The sequence below is a fragment of the Ornithinimicrobium pulveris genome, from assembly GCF_050261105.1.
Lineage (GTDB): Bacteria > Actinomycetota > Actinomycetes > Actinomycetales > Dermatophilaceae > Ornithinicoccus.
In genome coordinates this window covers 508,598-522,282 of the sequence record NZ_CP189837.1, presented here as the reverse complement: position 1 = coordinate 522,282, position 13,685 = coordinate 508,598, and the positions used below count along the sequence as shown (strand labels likewise).

The 13,685-nt window shown below is 70.4% G+C and carries 15 protein-coding genes and 2 pseudogenes; 1 reads left to right on the top strand and 16 read right to left on the bottom strand.

What is annotated here, in order from left to right; genetic code table 11:
* Positions 1-2 precede the first annotated feature (2 nt).
* The 3 genes from hemC to ACQBAT_RS02375 are packed head-to-tail and all read right to left on the bottom strand — an operon-like array spanning position 3 to position 3,138.
* Positions 3-1,022 (bottom strand): hydroxymethylbilane synthase, encoded by a 1,020-nt coding sequence (gene hemC, locus ACQBAT_RS02385; protein WP_420747221.1) that lies wholly within the window; start codon positions 1,020-1,022, stop codon positions 3-5.
* Positions 1,019-2,479, bottom strand: a complete 1,461-nt coding sequence (locus ACQBAT_RS02380; protein WP_420747222.1) for a glutamyl-tRNA reductase — start codon at positions 2,477-2,479, stop codon at positions 1,019-1,021. The genes hemC and ACQBAT_RS02380 overlap by 4 nt, the downstream gene beginning before the upstream one ends.
* A complete protein-coding gene (locus ACQBAT_RS02375; protein WP_420747223.1) occupies positions 2,476-3,138 on the bottom strand; it encodes a redox-sensing transcriptional repressor Rex in 663 nt (220 codons plus the stop codon). Before ACQBAT_RS02375 ends, ACQBAT_RS02380 begins: the two co-directional genes overlap by 4 nt.
* Positions 3,139-3,300: 162 nt before the next feature.
* On the opposite strand from ACQBAT_RS02375, the gene ACQBAT_RS02370 reads away from it, so the two are divergent.
* On the top strand, positions 3,301-3,618 hold the full coding sequence (locus tag ACQBAT_RS02370; RefSeq protein WP_420747224.1) for a glutaredoxin family protein: 318 nt from the start codon (positions 3,301-3,303) through the stop codon (positions 3,616-3,618).
* 74 nt (positions 3,619-3,692) lie between these two features.
* Here the strand turns inward: ACQBAT_RS02370 and ACQBAT_RS02365 are convergent, their stop codons facing one another.
* The 13 genes and pseudogenes from ACQBAT_RS02365 to ACQBAT_RS02305 all read right to left on the bottom strand — a co-directional run bounded on the left by ACQBAT_RS02365 (position 3,693) and on the right by ACQBAT_RS02305 (position 13,670).
* Positions 3,693-3,791: a 30S ribosomal protein bS22 gene (locus ACQBAT_RS02365; protein ID WP_003792170.1), complete on the bottom strand. Its 99-nt coding sequence runs from the start codon at positions 3,789-3,791 to the stop codon at positions 3,693-3,695.
* A gap of 146 nt (positions 3,792-3,937) precedes the next feature.
* Positions 3,938-4,138, bottom strand: a complete 201-nt coding sequence (locus ACQBAT_RS02360; protein ID WP_426999927.1) for a helix-turn-helix domain-containing protein — start codon at positions 4,136-4,138, stop codon at positions 3,938-3,940.
* Between the two features lie 200 nt (positions 4,139-4,338).
* Entirely contained in the window at positions 4,339-5,523 is a 1,185-nt protein-coding gene (locus ACQBAT_RS02355) for an acetoin utilization protein AcuC (RefSeq protein ID WP_420747226.1), read from the bottom strand.
* 22 nt (positions 5,524-5,545) lie between these two features.
* Positions 5,546-6,085: a GNAT family N-acetyltransferase gene (locus ACQBAT_RS02350; protein ID WP_420747227.1), complete on the bottom strand. Its 540-nt coding sequence runs from the start codon at positions 6,083-6,085 to the stop codon at positions 5,546-5,548.
* A gap of 94 nt (positions 6,086-6,179) precedes the next feature.
* Complete coding sequence (proC, locus tag ACQBAT_RS02345) at positions 6,180-6,983, bottom strand: pyrroline-5-carboxylate reductase (protein WP_420747228.1); 804 nt, start codon at positions 6,981-6,983, stop codon at positions 6,180-6,182.
* Between the two features lie 5 nt (positions 6,984-6,988).
* Positions 6,989-7,954 carry a proline dehydrogenase family protein gene (locus ACQBAT_RS02340; protein ID WP_420747229.1) on the bottom strand — a complete coding sequence of 322 codons (966 nt, stop codon included), beginning with the start codon at positions 7,952-7,954 and terminating at the stop codon, positions 6,989-6,991.
* A 113-nt stretch (positions 7,955-8,067) separates the two neighbouring features.
* Positions 8,068-8,800, bottom strand: a pseudogene (locus tag ACQBAT_RS02335) (ABC transporter permease).
* Positions 8,797-9,169: pseudogene (locus ACQBAT_RS02330) on the bottom strand (ATP-binding cassette domain-containing protein); the annotation flags it as partial. The pseudogenes ACQBAT_RS02335 and ACQBAT_RS02330, both read right to left, overlap by 4 nt.
* A gap of 253 nt (positions 9,170-9,422) precedes the next feature.
* Complete coding sequence (locus tag ACQBAT_RS02325) at positions 9,423-10,331, bottom strand: helix-turn-helix transcriptional regulator (protein WP_075892042.1); 909 nt, start codon at positions 10,329-10,331, stop codon at positions 9,423-9,425.
* A gap of 4 nt (positions 10,332-10,335) precedes the next feature.
* Positions 10,336-10,644: a hypothetical protein gene (locus ACQBAT_RS02320; RefSeq protein ID WP_420747230.1), complete on the bottom strand. Its 309-nt coding sequence runs from the start codon at positions 10,642-10,644 to the stop codon at positions 10,336-10,338.
* 136 nt (positions 10,645-10,780) lie between these two features.
* Positions 10,781-11,665, bottom strand: a complete 885-nt coding sequence (locus ACQBAT_RS02315) for an NADP-dependent oxidoreductase (protein ID WP_420747231.1) — start codon at positions 11,663-11,665, stop codon at positions 10,781-10,783.
* On the bottom strand, positions 11,662-12,996 hold the full coding sequence (locus tag ACQBAT_RS02310) for an ISL3 family transposase (protein ID WP_420747232.1): 1,335 nt from the start codon (positions 12,994-12,996) through the stop codon (positions 11,662-11,664). Before ACQBAT_RS02310 ends, ACQBAT_RS02315 begins: the two co-directional genes overlap by 4 nt.
* A gap of 248 nt (positions 12,997-13,244) precedes the next feature.
* Entirely contained in the window at positions 13,245-13,670 is a 426-nt protein-coding gene (locus tag ACQBAT_RS02305; RefSeq protein ID WP_420747233.1) for a cupin domain-containing protein, read from the bottom strand.
* Positions 13,671-13,685: the final 15 nt, after the last annotated feature.

Genomic DNA, 13,685 nt, shown 5'->3' with positions numbered 1-13,685 from the left:
GCTCACGCTCCGGTGGTGTGAGACCCCGCGGGGACGGGGTCGAGACGGGACAACAGGTGCTCGGCGACCTCTCGGCCGAGCGCGACCGGGTCGGGCCCGGCCTGGGTGTGGCGCAGGGGGTGGTCCCCCAGTGCCACGAAGACGTCGAGGGACAGGTCCGGCCCGGCGTGCGGGTCGGCCTCGTCCCGGTGAGTGGCGGGGCTGGCGGCGGGTGCCGCAGCCTCGGCAGGTGGGGCGGAGTCGAGGGAGTTCGGGGAAATCTCGCGGGCCAGGGCGGCGACGGGCGCGGTGCAGCCTGCCTCCAGGGCGGCCAGGACCGCGCGCTCGGCGTCCACGGCCCGCCGCGTGGGCGGGTGCTCCAGGATCTCCCTGAGTCCCGTATGCAGACGCGCATCCGACTCCGACCCCTCACCCGAGCGGCACTCGACCGCGAGCGCGCCCTGACCGGGCGCCGGGAGCATGAGTTCCAGGCCCAGGGTGTCGGTGGCGTCGTCGAGGCGGCCCAGGCGGGCCAGGCCGGCGCGGGCCAGGATCACCGCGTCCAATTCGCCGAAGCGGACGTAGCCGATCCGGGTGTCGACATTGCCGCGGATGTCCACGACGCGCAGGTCGGGGCGGGCGACCGTGAGCTGGGCCGCGCGGCGCGGCGATCCGGTGCCGATGGTGCTGCCCTCGGGCAGCGCGTCCAGGGTCAGGCCGTCGCGGGCGACGAGCACGTCGCGGGGGTCCTCACGCTCCGGCACCGCAGCGATGGACAGACCGGGCTCCGGAGCGGTGGGCAGGTCCTTGAGGGAGTGCACGGCCAGGTCGACCTCGCCGTCGCGCAGCGCCCGGCGCAGGGCGGCGGCGAAGACCCCGGTCCCGCCGATCTCGCTCAGGCTGGCGCGGGAGGCGTCTCCCTCGGTGCGGACGTGGACGAGTTCGACGTGGTGACCGGCGGCGCGGAGGCGGTCGGCCACCCAGGTGGACTGGGTGGTCGCCAGCGCGCTGGCCCGGGTGCCGAGGCGGAGGACGGGGGTCACGGCATACCTCCAGCGCCGGAGGCGGGGTGACCCGAGCCTGGGCCGGCGCGCAGGGCGTCGGCCGTGGATCCGTGGTCAGCGTCCGCGTCTGGCGCGGGGACGTCTGGCGCGGGGACCGGGCCGGAGGCCGGCGGACGGGACACGACCGCGACCTCGCGGGGGTCCAGGTCGAAGAGCTCGCGCAGCGCCTGGCCGTAGTCGCCAGGGTGCGCGTGCTGGCCGGCCTGCAACTGCTTGGCGCGCACGACCGGGGTGTGCAGGAGCTTGTCGACGACCCGGCGCACCGTCTGGCGCACCTCGGCGCGCTCGTCCGCGGCCAGCTGCGGCAGGCGCTGGTCCAGGCGGGCCATCTCGGCGTCCACGACCTGGGCGGCACGGGTGCGCAGCGCGTTGAGGGCGGGGGCGAGGCGGGCGGCGCGACGCTCGGTGAGATAGGAGGCGACCTCGGCGGTGACCAGGTCGCGGACATCGGTGACGGCGGCGTCGACGACGGCCGGGCTGTCGGCGACGGCGTCCCGGTCGGCCGTCCCCAGTTCGGCCTGCAGTTCGGCCAGCCCCCACAGGCGCACGCCGCGCAGGTCGGTCACGGCCGGGTCCACGTCGCGCGGCAGGGCGAGGTCGAGGAGCACCAGCGGCGAGCCGGTGCGGCCCTGTTCGGCGCGAGTCCGGGCCAACTCGTCGTGGTCGATCACCCGGTCCGCAGCACCGGTGCAGGTGAGGACCAGGTCGGCACCGCCGGCGAGGTGCACCAGCTCGGACCAGTCGGCCGCACGGAAGTCGTGCTGGGCCGCGAGGGCGTCGGCCCGCTCCCGGGTGCGGTTGACGACCACGACATCGGCGATGTCAGCGCGGGCCAGGGTGGCCACGGCCAGGCCGGACATCGCGCCGGCCCCGACGACGACCACGCGGGCACCGGTCAGGTCGGGCAGCACGGTGGCTGCGCGCTCCAGCCCGAGGGTGACCAGCGAGCGGGAGACCTGGTCGATCGCGGTCTCGGCGTGCGCGCGCTTGCCCACGCGCAGGGCCTGCTGCAGGAGCGGGTTGAGCGCGGGACCGAGGCTGTCGTCGCGCTGCCCGGCGGCGAGCGCGTCGCGCAGCTGGCCCAGGATCTGGCTCTCCCCCACCGCCATCGAGTCCAGCCCGCAGGCGACGGAGAAGACGTGCGAGACCGCGCGCTCGTCGTGGTGGACGTAGAGGTGCGGGGTCAACTCGTCATCGGACAGTCCGGTCACAGCGCTGATCGACTCGAAGATCTCGGTCAGCGCGCCGTGGAAGGTCTCGGCCTGGGCCACCACTTCGAGGCGGTTGCAGGTGGTGAGCACGAGGGACTCGGCCACGTGCCCGGCGCTGCCGAGCCGCCCGGTCAGCTCCTGGGCGCGGTCGGCATCCAGGGTGGCGCGCTCAAGCAGTTCCATCGGGGCGGAGTGGTGGCTCAGCCCGACGACGAGGACGCTCATCCGACCTCCTCCCCCTGGGCGTCGGCGAGGGCGCGCTGGTGCTCGTGGAAGGCCAGGATCTGCAGCTCAGTGGCCAGGTCCACGGCGCGCACGTGCACGTCCTCGGGCACCCGCAGCACGGTCGGGGCGAAGTTCAGGATCGAGCGGACCCCGAGCTCGACGAGCTGGTCGGCGACCTCCTGGGCGGCGTGCGCGGGGGTGGTGATGACCCCGACAGCCAACGGGGTGCGGACCGGGTCGAGGTCCTCCAACCGGCGCACGGGCAGGCCCTCGACCTCCGTGCCGACCACTGCGGGGTCGACGTCGGCGAGCGCGACGACGCGGAAACCGCGCGTGGCCAGGGCGGCATAGGAGGTCAGGGCGCGCCCCAGATTTCCCATCCCGACGATGACGACGGCCCGCTCCTGGCTCAGCCCGAGCTCGGCGGCGATCTGCTCGCGCAGGCGAGCGACGTCATACCCGACACCGCGGACGCCGTAGTTGCCGAGGGTGGACAGGTCCTTGCGCACCTGGGCCGAGCGGACCCCGACGAGGGTGGCGAGTTCATCGCTGGAGACGGACGCGCGACCACGCTCACCGAGCTCGGTGAGGGCACGCAGGTAGCCGGGGAGCCGTCCGACGGTCGCCTCTGGCACGCCACGTCGGGTGGACTCGGCCATCACGGCGCACCGGCTCCTCTCCAGCAAAGGGTGCCGACCCGGGAGGCTTATACCAAACCCCTCGCACCTGGTCGGCACGGACCCCCTCACTCTAGGCAGCAGTCATCGTTTTGACCAAAACGGCGACCGAGCACCACCCCTGGAGATGGGAGGATCGCCCGTATGCGGTGGTGGCGACGTGCGCGCGAGGGCGCTCCCCAGCGGTCGGTGGTGATCTGGTCGCGTGCGGGATGCCACCTGTGCGAGCAGATGGAGAGCGTGGTCCGGGACGTCGCGGAAGGCAGCGCTGGGCGGCGCGGGCCGGGCCGCGGGAGGCCGCCCGTGGCGATCGAGGTGCGGGATCTGGACGAGGCCGGCCGGGAGGACCCGGCCCTGCTCGCCGAGCTGACCACGCTGGTGCCGGTCCTGGAGGTGGACGGCAGGCGGGTGGCGCACTGGCAGGTGGACGCGCAGACCGTGCGCGCGGCACTGCTGGACTGAGGCTCATCAAGGACGCACGAAGGGCGCCGACCCCGTGCGGGGTGACGCCCTCGGCGAGACGGACCGTCAGTCCGTCACTTCTTGTTGCGACGCTGGTGACGCGTCTTGCGCAGCAGCTTGCGGTGCTTCTTCTTGGCCATCCGCTTGCGGCGCTTCTTGATCACAGAGCCCATGGGCTGTCCTTCGTCTCGGGGTTCTTCACGTTCGGGTGGTGCCTGGGTGCCGCGCGGAGTCCGCACGCGCGACGGATTCGGTCACCTTACCGCGCAGCGAGGCGGCGGCCCAAACTCGGGCCGCCGCCTCGCTCGGGGAGTTCTGCTCAGGCCGTGCCGTGGTAGGAGTCTTCGAGGTAGGCGTTGACAGCCTTCTCGGGGACTCGGAACGAGCGGCCCACGCGCACCGCGGGGAGCTCACCGGAGTGCACCAGTCGGTACACGGTCATCTTGGACACGCGCATGACGGCGGCCACCTCGGCCACGGTCATGAACGTCATCTCGGCAAGCTGGCGCTCATCTGCCATCGGACGCATCCTTCACTCGGTTGCGTGGCTGCGGGCTCGGCTTCCCCTCCGGACCGCTTCCACTCGGGTTGTCGGGCCAACACTAGGGGCAGGTGGGGCCTTTGCGAAAGTCGTGACGCAAGATTTGTCCAGCCCGACACGCGAAAAGTGACGAATGCGACATCTGTGCCGGGTGTGAACAGGGGTTCTGAGGGGACGGATCAGTCGAAGTAGGGGTCAAGTCCCCAGCCGGGGAAGACCGCTCTGCGGGTCGCCATGATCGCCGAGTCCACCGGGTCCTCAGGCTCGTAGCCGTCCTCCCAGCGACCGAACCGGATCGGCCGGCCTTCCCGGTCCCCCATCGCTGCCGGGGCTTGCCGGTCGAAGGTGTCCTCCACATAGCGACGCCACTGCGGTGGGGTCGGCAGCGTCGGGTCGACGGGCCGGCCGGTGGCCACCCCGATGAGGTGCGTCCAGGCGCGGGGCACGACGTCGACCAGCTCGTAGCCGCCGCCACCCAGCGAGACCCAGCGGCCACCGGCTTCCTGGTCGGCCAGCTCTCGGACCCATTGGTATTCGACCGCCATCGCGTCCATGGACACCGCGAGATGGGCCAGGGGGTCGGCGAAGTGGCAGTCGCAGCCGTGCTGGCTGATCAGGATCTCGGGACGGAAGGCACGCACGATGGTCGGGACGACCGCCTGGTAGGCCCGCAGCCAGCCCTCATCCCCGGTGCCGGGTGGCAAGGCCACGTTCACCGCGGTGTCCTGGGCCTTGGGGCCTCCGGTGTCGCCCGGGAAGCCGGTGCCGGGGAAGAGCGCGCGACCCGTCTCGTGGATCGAGATGGTCATCACCCGGTCGTCATTCCAGAAGCAGCGCTCCACGCCGTCACCGTGGTGCACGTCGAGGTCGAGGTAGACGACGCGGCGGGCACCCCGGTCCAGCAGGCGCTGGATGCCGACGGCGATGTCGTTGTAGACGCAGAAGCCGCTGGCCTTCTCCGGCATCGCGTGGTGCAGGCCCCCCGCGATGTTCACCGCGCGCTCCACCTCACCGTCCCAGACGGCGTTGCAGGCGGCCAGGGTGCCGCCGACCGCGAGGAGGGAGGCCTCGTGCATGCCAGGAAAGGCCGGGGTGTCATCGGTGCCCAGCCCGTGGCGACCGGTGGCCAGCGAGGGGTCCTGCGCGGCCGCCTTCACTGCCTCGATCAGGTCGGGGGTGTGCACGGTGAGCAGGTCCTGCTCGGTGGCCGCCGTGACCGGGACGACATCGACGTCGTCATGGTCGAGCAGCCCGAGCTCCTGGGACAGCCGGTGGGTGAGGTCCAACCGGCAGGGGTGCATCGGGTGACCGGGGCCGAAGTCGTAGGACGTGTAGCGCTCGTCCCACATCACGCGGGCTGTCATAGGACAACCCTAATCCCGGTGATCAGAGCGAGGTGGGGACGCCGCCGTGGTCGCCGAGCGGGTAGACCATCATCATCTCCTCGGACTCGGCGTCCTCCTCGTCGACGCCGTGGATCCGCATCGGGCGGCGGTCGTCGGTGGGACGGAAGCCGAAGCTGGAGGCGAAGGCGACAGCGCGACCATTGTCGGTGCCGACCCAGTAGAGCAGTTGGCGCAGGCCCTCGTCCCGGCCGACGCGGGCGGCCTCCTCCATGAGCTTGCGGGCCACGCCCGTGCCGCGGCGCGGGGGGTCCACCCACAGGCCGAAGAGCTCCCCGGCACCGGGGATGGTGGTCCGGTGGCCGGCGCCGATGCTGACCACGCCCACCACGTCCTCCTCGGACTCGGCCAAGATACGCCGCGAGCGCTCCATGCGCGCCTGCCACACGTCCTCATCGAAGGCTTCCTCCTCCTCGGCGGAGGCGACGAAAGCTTCGGGGGATTCGCGCAGCGCACGCAGTCGGATCTCTCGATACCTGGGCCACTCGTCCTCATTCAGGACGCGCACGCGAAGCTCACTCATGGCCATACTGTGTCACACGGGCCGCGGATGCTGCGAGGAGCCCGCACACCTCCTGGATGAACAACAGGTGACGCACGGCGAGGCGGCGCAGCGGTCAGGCGGTCGGGGGCGAAAGTTCGCGCGAACGCCGGGCGGCAGCCTCCATCGCGGTCAGGAAGGCGGCCCGGACCTTGTGGTCCTCCAGGGCCCGCAGGGCGGCCACGCTCGTGCCGCCAGGGCTGGAGACCTGCTCCCGCAGGACCGTCGGGTGAGCCCCGGTCTCGCGGATCATGGTGGCTGCGCCATACAGGGTCTGGACGACCAGCTCGGTGGAGGTGTCACGCGGGAGGCCGAGCAGCACGCCAGCCTCGATCATCGCCTCGACCACGTAGAAGATGTAGGCGGGGCCGCTGCCCGAGATCGCGGTGACCGCGTCCTGGTGCGACTCGTCGAGCACGATGACCCGTCCCACGCTCTCCAGCAGCCCCCGGGCGACATCCAGCTGCTCCGCAGTGCAGTGTCGGCCCGGGCTCATCCCCGACATGCCCTGATCGACCAGGGCCGGGGTGTTCGGCATGACCCGCACCACCGAGGTGCCGTCGGGCAACCGGCGCTCGAGGAAGTCGGTGCTGATCGCCGCAGCGATCGAGACCACGAGGGTGCCGGGACGGATGTGGTCGTGCACCTGCTCCATCAGGGCGGGCATGTCCTGGGGCTTGACCGCCAGCACCACCACGTCAGCCTCCGCCACGGCCGCGACGGGATCGAGCATGCGGGCGCCGTGCGCGGTCGCGACCTGCTCGGCCCGCTCCGGGGCCTTGTCGCTGACCACCAGGTCCTCGGGGTCGTGCCCCGAGCGCACCAGGGCGGCGAGCAGGGTGCTTCCCATGACGCCCGCTCCCAGCAGAGCGATGGTCATGCCGCTCACCCCTTCGTGGCCAGGCCGCGCAGGAAGAAGCCCAGGTTGGCCGGGCGCTCGGCCATCCGCCGCATCAGGTAGCCGTACCACTCGTCGCCGTAGGGGACGTAGACCCGCATCTGGGCGCCCGAGGCAGCGAGCCGCAACTGCTCGTCGGGACGTATGCCGTGCAGCATCTGGAACTCGAAACTCTCGGGCGCGCGCTGGGCCTTGTCCGCCAGCACCGTCGCGATCTCGATGAGGCGCGGGTCGTGGGTGGCCAGCATCGGGTAGCCCTCGCCCTCCATCAGGATCTTCAGGCAGCGCACATAGGACCGGTCCACGTCCTGCTTGTCGGGATAGGCCACCGACTCGGGCTGCTTGTAGGCACCCTTGCACAGCCGCACGCGCGAGCCCTCGTAGGCCAGGTCTCGACAGTCCTGCTCGGTCCGGTAGAGGTAGCTCTGCAGCACGGCGCCGACCCAGGGCCAGTCCTTGCGCAGCTCGTGCAGGACCAGCAGGGTCGGGTCGGTGGTGGTGTGGTCCTCCATGTCGAGGGTCACTGTGGTGCCGGCATTGGCGGCGGCCTGGCAGACGGCGCGGGCGTTCTCCAGCGCGATCTTGTTGCCGTCACGTCCCAGGGCCTGCCCCAGCGCGGACAGCTTGAGGCTCACCTCGACGGTCCCACCCTGGGTCAGGCCGGCCTCGGCGAGCACCGAGAGCAGCTCCAGATAGGCATCGCGGGTGTCGGTAGCCATTTGAGGATCGACCGTGTCCTCGCCGAGGTAGTCCACCGTGACCAGCCGGCGGGTGTCGACCAGCTCGGTGGCCACCGCGAGCGCGTCCTGCGCCGTGGCCCCACCGATGAAGCGCATGACCACATCACGGGTGATCGGGGCCCGCTCGAGGGCGTCGCGCAGGGTGTCATTGCGGCTCATGCCCAGCAGGGTCTGCCTCATCAGCGTGGCAGGGTTGAGATCAGCGAGGTCCATGGAGGACAGGCTACGACCCGGCGCCCCTGTATGCCGCAGCGCGGGTCAGGGGGTCCGTCATCTCAGTGGGTCCGTCATCTCAGTGGGTCCGTCACCTTAGGGGGTCCGTCACCTCAGGGGGTCCGTCGCCGCAGGGTGAGCCCCGCCAGCGCGAGGGCACCGACGATGAAGGCTCCCAGCACCGCGAGGTCCGGCAGAACGTCCGCGGCCGGGTCGGCCTGGCTGGTCACCGCCTTGAGCGCGTCGACCGCGTAGGACATGGGCAGGGCCGCCGACACCAGCTCCAGGGCTCGCGGCATCTGGTCCCGGGGCACGATCAGCGCACAGCAGGAACTGCGGCAGGATGAACGCGGGCATGAACTGCACGGCCTGGAACTCGGTCCGGGCGAAGGCGCTGGCGAGCAGGCCCAGGGCGGTGCCGATGAGCGCGCTGCACACCGCGACCGCCACCAACCACCAGACCGGTCCAGCCACGTCGAGCCCGCACACCCAGACGGCGAAGGCGGTGGCGACGAGGGCCTGGACGACCGCGACCACGCCGAAGGCGAGCGCGTAGCCACCGAGGAAGTCGGCCCGACCGAGTGGGGTGGACAGCAGCCGCTCCAGGGTGCCGGACGTGCGCTCGCGCAGGGTGGCCACGCTCGTCACCACGAACATCACCACCAGTGGGAACATCCCCAGCAGGGGTGCGCCGATGCGGTCGAAGAGCGGGGTGTCGCCCGAGATCCAGGCGAGCAGCCCGATCAGCACGCACGGCACGACGAGCAGCAGCGCCATCGTGCGGTGGTCGGCCCGCAGCTGGGTGAGCACCCTCCGGGTGGTGGCGAAGAGCAGGCGGGGGTTCACGCGCGGGCCTCCTCGGCGTCCACGAGGGCGAGGAAGGCGCCCTCGGCATCCGCGGCCCCGGTGCGCTGCAGCAGGTCGGCCAGCGAGCCGTCGGCGAGCACCCGCCCCTCGCGCACCAGCACCAACCGGTCGCACCGGGTGGCCTCATCCATGACGTGGGAACTGACGAGCAGCGTGGCCCCGGCGTCGGCCAGCTCGTGGAAGAGCGTCCACAGCTCCCGGCGCAGGACCGGGTCCAGGCCCACGGTCGGCTCGTCCAGGACCAGCAGCTCGGGCTCGCCCACCAGCGCGGCCGCGAGCGAGGCCCCGGGAGGACTGGCCACCGGACAGGTCCCCGACCACCTGGTCGGCGTGCGACATCAGGTCCACCCCACGCACAAGGCTCGAACCCTTGCCGACGGCAAACGCTGGCCGAGGTTCGGGCCTTGTTGGCGTCTGCGACCCAGGTCAGGGCCTTCGCGTTGACTTGCGGATCAAGGAGCATCTCGAAGGGCCGGTTGTGCTCGACCCGCAGCTCGTTGTCCTCGTCGATGAAGACCTTGGTAAAGAATGCCTGGTTGCACAGCCGCCGGTTGGTGTCGTCGCAGCGGGTGTAGATGATGCTCCTATGTGCACCGAGTCGTCAGCTGGCGGCCTTCTGCCGGACGAGCTGGCGGTAGCGCGTCGGGCTTGCTCCGACACACTGGCGGAATAGTCGCGCGGCGTGACCGCGGCTGTGCCACCCGACCTCACGCATCGCGACCTCGATCGGCAGATTGGTCTCACGCAGCAGACGCGCCAACTCCTGGGCGCGCAATGTCGCCAGGTACGTCATCGGTGTTTTCCCGTAGGCGTCGACGAAGACCCGGCCCAGCTGGGACGGCGAGAGATGCACTGCCTTGGCAAGCTCGGGCAGTGTCCATCGACGTGCTGTCGCGGTGCGAAGGAGTCCAGCGGCCTCGCGGGCTTCGGCGCGCAAGGGCGCGAACCGGCGGTGGTGGGGCAAGCCGGGCCACGTTGCCAACCGTTGGGAGTGTGTCCGTCGTACCGGAGTCGTCTTGACGAAAGGGGCGATCACATCCAGCACCGCGAACAGCAGCGCCTGGAGCCGGTAGAAACTCTCCGCTGCGGGTCCGTCGATACTGAGCGCGACCATCTCGTCCAGCCAGGGCATCAGCATCCCCACGCGGTCCTCACCCAGGAGCAATATTTGTGCAGGCTCGGAGTACAGCTCGTCGGCGAAGCCCTGGGCATCCCACCGATCGGCCAGCAACGCTGCGTGCTGCCAGAACACCTGATCAATGACGTAGTCACGATCCAGGTACAGCGTGGTGACCGTGACCCAGCCCTCGGGCTCGCTCCCGCACAGAGTGTTTGCCCCCAACGCCACGACATCGCCGACGGCGACCGGCTTCTCACCGAACTCGCTGAGCAGGACCGCGGAGCCCGAACGCACAAAGATCAACTTGACGCAGTCGTAGGCGATGGGGGAAATCGGAGCATGGATGGAGCGTGTGCGGGCAAGCACCGGGGAGAAACGTCCGACGGGCATGCCGTCACGCGCCCGCACCGTCCGGGTCGCCGTCGCCCGTCGTTGCGACGGTCTGTGGATGACCCGGAGCCGAGGCGTCGCCCGGTCCATGCACGTCCAGCAGACGTGTGCCTTGCTGGCTGCATCCACAGAGCAGTACAGCAGCGAGTACGATCGTGGCGAAGGGGATGGAAGCAACGCCGCCAGCGGTGACCGCAATGCCGCCAGCGGTGATCGCAATGCCGCCAGCGGTGATCGCACCGATGCCGTCACATGCACCCGTGCCCGGCTGCGGAGCGCGCGTCGCCAGCACATATGGCGGTACGATCGACATCGAGACCCTCCCCGCCTCTCGGCTCATCCGGGCACGTCGAGCTGAGCCCCCGGTCAGGAGCAATGCAGTGGAGCGTGCCCGCCCCGAATGAAAAACGCGTGCTCACCACGCCCCGTCCGACCTCAGAGGGCTCGCCTCAGGGCACCACGACGATCTTTCCGGCCGCATGTCCGGTCTCGACTGCGGCAATCGCCTGGCCTGCTTCATCCAGGCCGAATTGGGCGCCTACGTGCGGATCGACCAGCCCGTATTGGATCACCTCGGTGATCTTCCCCATAGCCTCACTCGTGCGTGCCAGGGCCAGGCCGCCCAGCTCGGCGGCGGTGTCCGGATCAGCCGCTGAGATGATCCTGGTCCGGTCAGACACCAGGTCCGCGACCGCACGCAGCGCATCCCCACCGACGAGGTCGACAATCAGATCTGCCCCGTCAGGGGCGATCTCGCGCACCCGTTCGCGCAGGTCCGGACCGGATTCGACGAAGATGGCACCGGTGGACTCGACCAGGCCCCGCTTGGCTGCGCTGGCCACACCGATAACCCTGAACTCGTGCACCCGGCCGATCTGTGCGGCCATCAGTCCCACCCCGCCGCCAGCGCCCAGCAGCAGCAGGGTCTGGCCCGCTTCGAGTTCGATCTGGTGTGTGGCGTCATAGGCCGTCGCCGCGGCCACCGGGATGGTGGCGGCGTCGGTGAAGGAAATCTCCTCGGGCTTGGCCACGGTCGTGGACACGCGCAACAGTGTGTGCTCGGCCAGCCCGCCGTGCCCGGGTGCCACCAGCCCGAGCACTTCGTCGCCCACGGCGAAGTCATCGATCCCGTCGCCGAGCTGGGTGACCACGCCGGCGGCCTCACGTCCCATCGGCGCCGGCAGGCTCCAGTGTCGGCCCAGCTGGCCCTCGCGGATCTTCCAGTCGGCAGGGTTCACTCCGGCGGCCCGTACCTCGATGGCCAGCTCTGCGTGCCCGGGCACTGGAACAGACCGGTCGATTAACTGGCTCTTCCCAGTTGCGGTGGGGGTCATAGGTTGAGTCCTCCGCCGATGAGGAGCATGCGGAGCCTGTAGTTGGACCTGTTCTTGAAGCCTCGAGCCAGGCGACGGTGCAACTCGACCAGTCCATTGATGGCCTCTGTCCCGCCATTCGTGGCACCGGTGGTGAAGTAGGCCAGGAAGGCCTCCTTCCACTTGCGCAGGGTCCGGCCGAGGCGGGCGATCTCGGGGATCGGGCAGGTGGGGAAGGTAGCGACGATGCGTTCGGCGATGCTGCGTCCCTCTCTCTTGTCTGCGTGCTTGTAGGCGGCGCGCAGCTGCTGGGCGCACTGCCAGGTGAGGTCGACCTCCTCGTGGGCCTCGTTGGCGGCGAACGCCCGCTCGATCCGGGCTCGCTGCTTGTCGGTGAGGTTCTCCGCGCCGGCGCGCAGGATGTTCTGGATGCCGTACAGCGGGTCGCCCTTGCGGCCGCGGTGCCCGGTGGTGGCCTGCTGGACCCGGCGCCGGACCTCATCGACGCACTTGGTGCCCAGGGCGACGACGTGGAAGACGTCGAGCACAGCGGTGGCCTCGGCCAGCTCGTCGTCGATGGCGGCCTTGTACCCGTGGAACGGGTCGAGGGTCGCGACCTGCACGCCGGCGGTGAAGCCCTCGCCCCGGTCGGTGAGCCAATCGGCGTAGGCCTTCTTGGACCGGCCCGGGACCAGGTCGAGCAGACGCGCCCTGACCTGCCCGTTCTCATCGCAGGTCAGGTCCACCATGCCGGTGAACTCCTTCGGGCCGCGACCACCGTCCTCGGGTGCCTTCGTCGAGACGTGGTGCCAGACGTGCTCGTCCACGCCGAGGCTGGTGACGCCGGTGAACCGGGACTCGTCGGCTGCTGCCGCGGCCAGGATCGGCTCGATCCCGGACCAGACGGTGTCCCACCCCAAGCCCAGCTGGCGGGCCAGGCCGTGCACGGTGGCGTGCTCACGTCGCAGCTGACCAACCGCCCACGACCTCGCCCGGGTCGTCCACGTCGAACGTGGTGGCGCCAACCGCTCGTCGGTCTCGGTGAACGAGCGCCGCGGACACGACGACTCTCCACAACCCCAGGTCCGCTTCACCCAGACCAGCCTCACGGGCGTCCCGAACGCCGGGATGTCGACCAACCGGTGCTCGCGCCGGCCCCGCGAGGTCGCGCGCACTCCGCAGTCCGGGCACCCCACCGGGCCCGGCGGTGACTCCACCCGCACGACCAGCCCGTCGGGTCCGCGCGCTACGTCCAGGACGTGATAGCCCTCCAGCCCGACGAGCAGGTCGCAGTTGTCGCAGTAGGCGTCGGCCGCGCCGAGGGCACGGCAGCACGACGTAGGGTGGTCCATCGTCGAGGTCCTCGAGGTTCTCGGAATGCTTGGTCGCTTCCGATCTTGAGGACCTCGACCCCCTCACCCCGACACCAACGCCCCTCGGCGCGTCACGAACTCACCCCCACCGCAGCTGGGAAGAGCCGATTAACTGCTGGGTCTCGGGCCCGCCATAGTCGTTGAACACGTAGACCTTGGACATGGGATGGACTCTCTCTCAGTGGTTCGGATTTGGCGTCGCAGTGGGTTCGCCAGGACGGTGTTGTTCAGTGCCGCGGTGGTTCGTCTCGGCCAGCGGCCTCGGCAGCGTCGGCTTCACCCTTGGTGGCGAAGGCGACACCGATAGCGTGTTCCGGCGGGCTGTAGACGGTGTAGAGCACCAGCGGCTGATCGCCAGTGTTGCGGAAGTTGTGCTGGGCGCCGGCAGGAACCGCGCACTGGTCGCCTGCCTCGATGGGGTGGGTGTGGCCGTTGAGGTCGGCCTCGCCGGTACCGGAGACAAAGGTCAGGATCTGGTCGGTGTGTTCGTGGACCTCGTCCCCGATCTCGCCGCCAGGCGGGATGGTCATGACGACGATCTGGGCGTGTTCGCCGGTCCACAGCACCTTCCGGAAGTCCGGGTTGTCCCGGGCGACGTCCGCGATGGTGAAGTGCTCGACGTTGTCTCCAAGGCTGAAGTTCTTCTCGGTCATGGCTGATCTCCTCTG

What these genes read in the sequence shown, in the direction of transcription:
- ACQBAT_RS02380 (WP_420747222.1), bottom strand. Translation starts at nt 2,479, where the DNA reads ATGAGCGTCCTCGTCGTCGGGCTGAGCCACCACTCCGCCCCGATGGAA.
- ACQBAT_RS02375 (WP_420747223.1), bottom strand. Translation starts at nt 3,138, where the DNA reads ATGGCCGAGTCCACCCGACGTGGCGTGCCAGAGGCGACCGTCGGACGG.
- ACQBAT_RS02370 (WP_420747224.1), top strand. Translation starts at nt 3,301, where the DNA reads ATGCGGTGGTGGCGACGTGCGCGCGAGGGCGCTCCCCAGCGGTCGGTG.
- ACQBAT_RS02365 (WP_003792170.1), bottom strand. Translation starts at nt 3,791, where the DNA reads ATGGGCTCTGTGATCAAGAAGCGCCGCAAGCGGATGGCCAAGAAGAAG.
- ACQBAT_RS02360 (WP_426999927.1), bottom strand. Translation starts at nt 4,138, where the DNA reads ATGGCAGATGAGCGCCAGCTTGCCGAGATGACGTTCATGACCGTGGCC.
- ACQBAT_RS02355 (WP_420747226.1), bottom strand. Translation starts at nt 5,523, where the DNA reads ATGACAGCCCGCGTGATGTGGGACGAGCGCTACACGTCCTACGACTTC.
- ACQBAT_RS02350 (WP_420747227.1), bottom strand. Translation starts at nt 6,085, where the DNA reads ATGAGTGAGCTTCGCGTGCGCGTCCTGAATGAGGACGAGTGGCCCAGG.
- proC (WP_420747228.1), bottom strand. Translation starts at nt 6,983, where the DNA reads ATGACCATCGCTCTGCTGGGAGCGGGCGTCATGGGAAGCACCCTGCTC.
- ACQBAT_RS02340 (WP_420747229.1), bottom strand. Translation starts at nt 7,954, where the DNA reads ATGGACCTCGCTGATCTCAACCCTGCCACGCTGATGAGGCAGACCCTG.
- ACQBAT_RS02325 (WP_075892042.1), bottom strand. Translation starts at nt 10,331, where the DNA reads ATGCCCGTCGGACGTTTCTCCCCGGTGCTTGCCCGCACACGCTCCATC.
- ACQBAT_RS02320 (WP_420747230.1), bottom strand. Translation starts at nt 10,644, where the DNA reads ATGTCGATCGTACCGCCATATGTGCTGGCGACGCGCGCTCCGCAGCCG.
- ACQBAT_RS02315 (WP_420747231.1), bottom strand. Translation starts at nt 11,665, where the DNA reads ATGACCCCCACCGCAACTGGGAAGAGCCAGTTAATCGACCGGTCTGTT.
- ACQBAT_RS02310 (WP_420747232.1), bottom strand. Translation starts at nt 12,996, where the DNA reads ATGGACCACCCTACGTCGTGCTGCCGTGCCCTCGGCGCGGCCGACGCC.
- ACQBAT_RS02305 (WP_420747233.1), bottom strand. Translation starts at nt 13,670, where the DNA reads ATGACCGAGAAGAACTTCAGCCTTGGAGACAACGTCGAGCACTTCACC.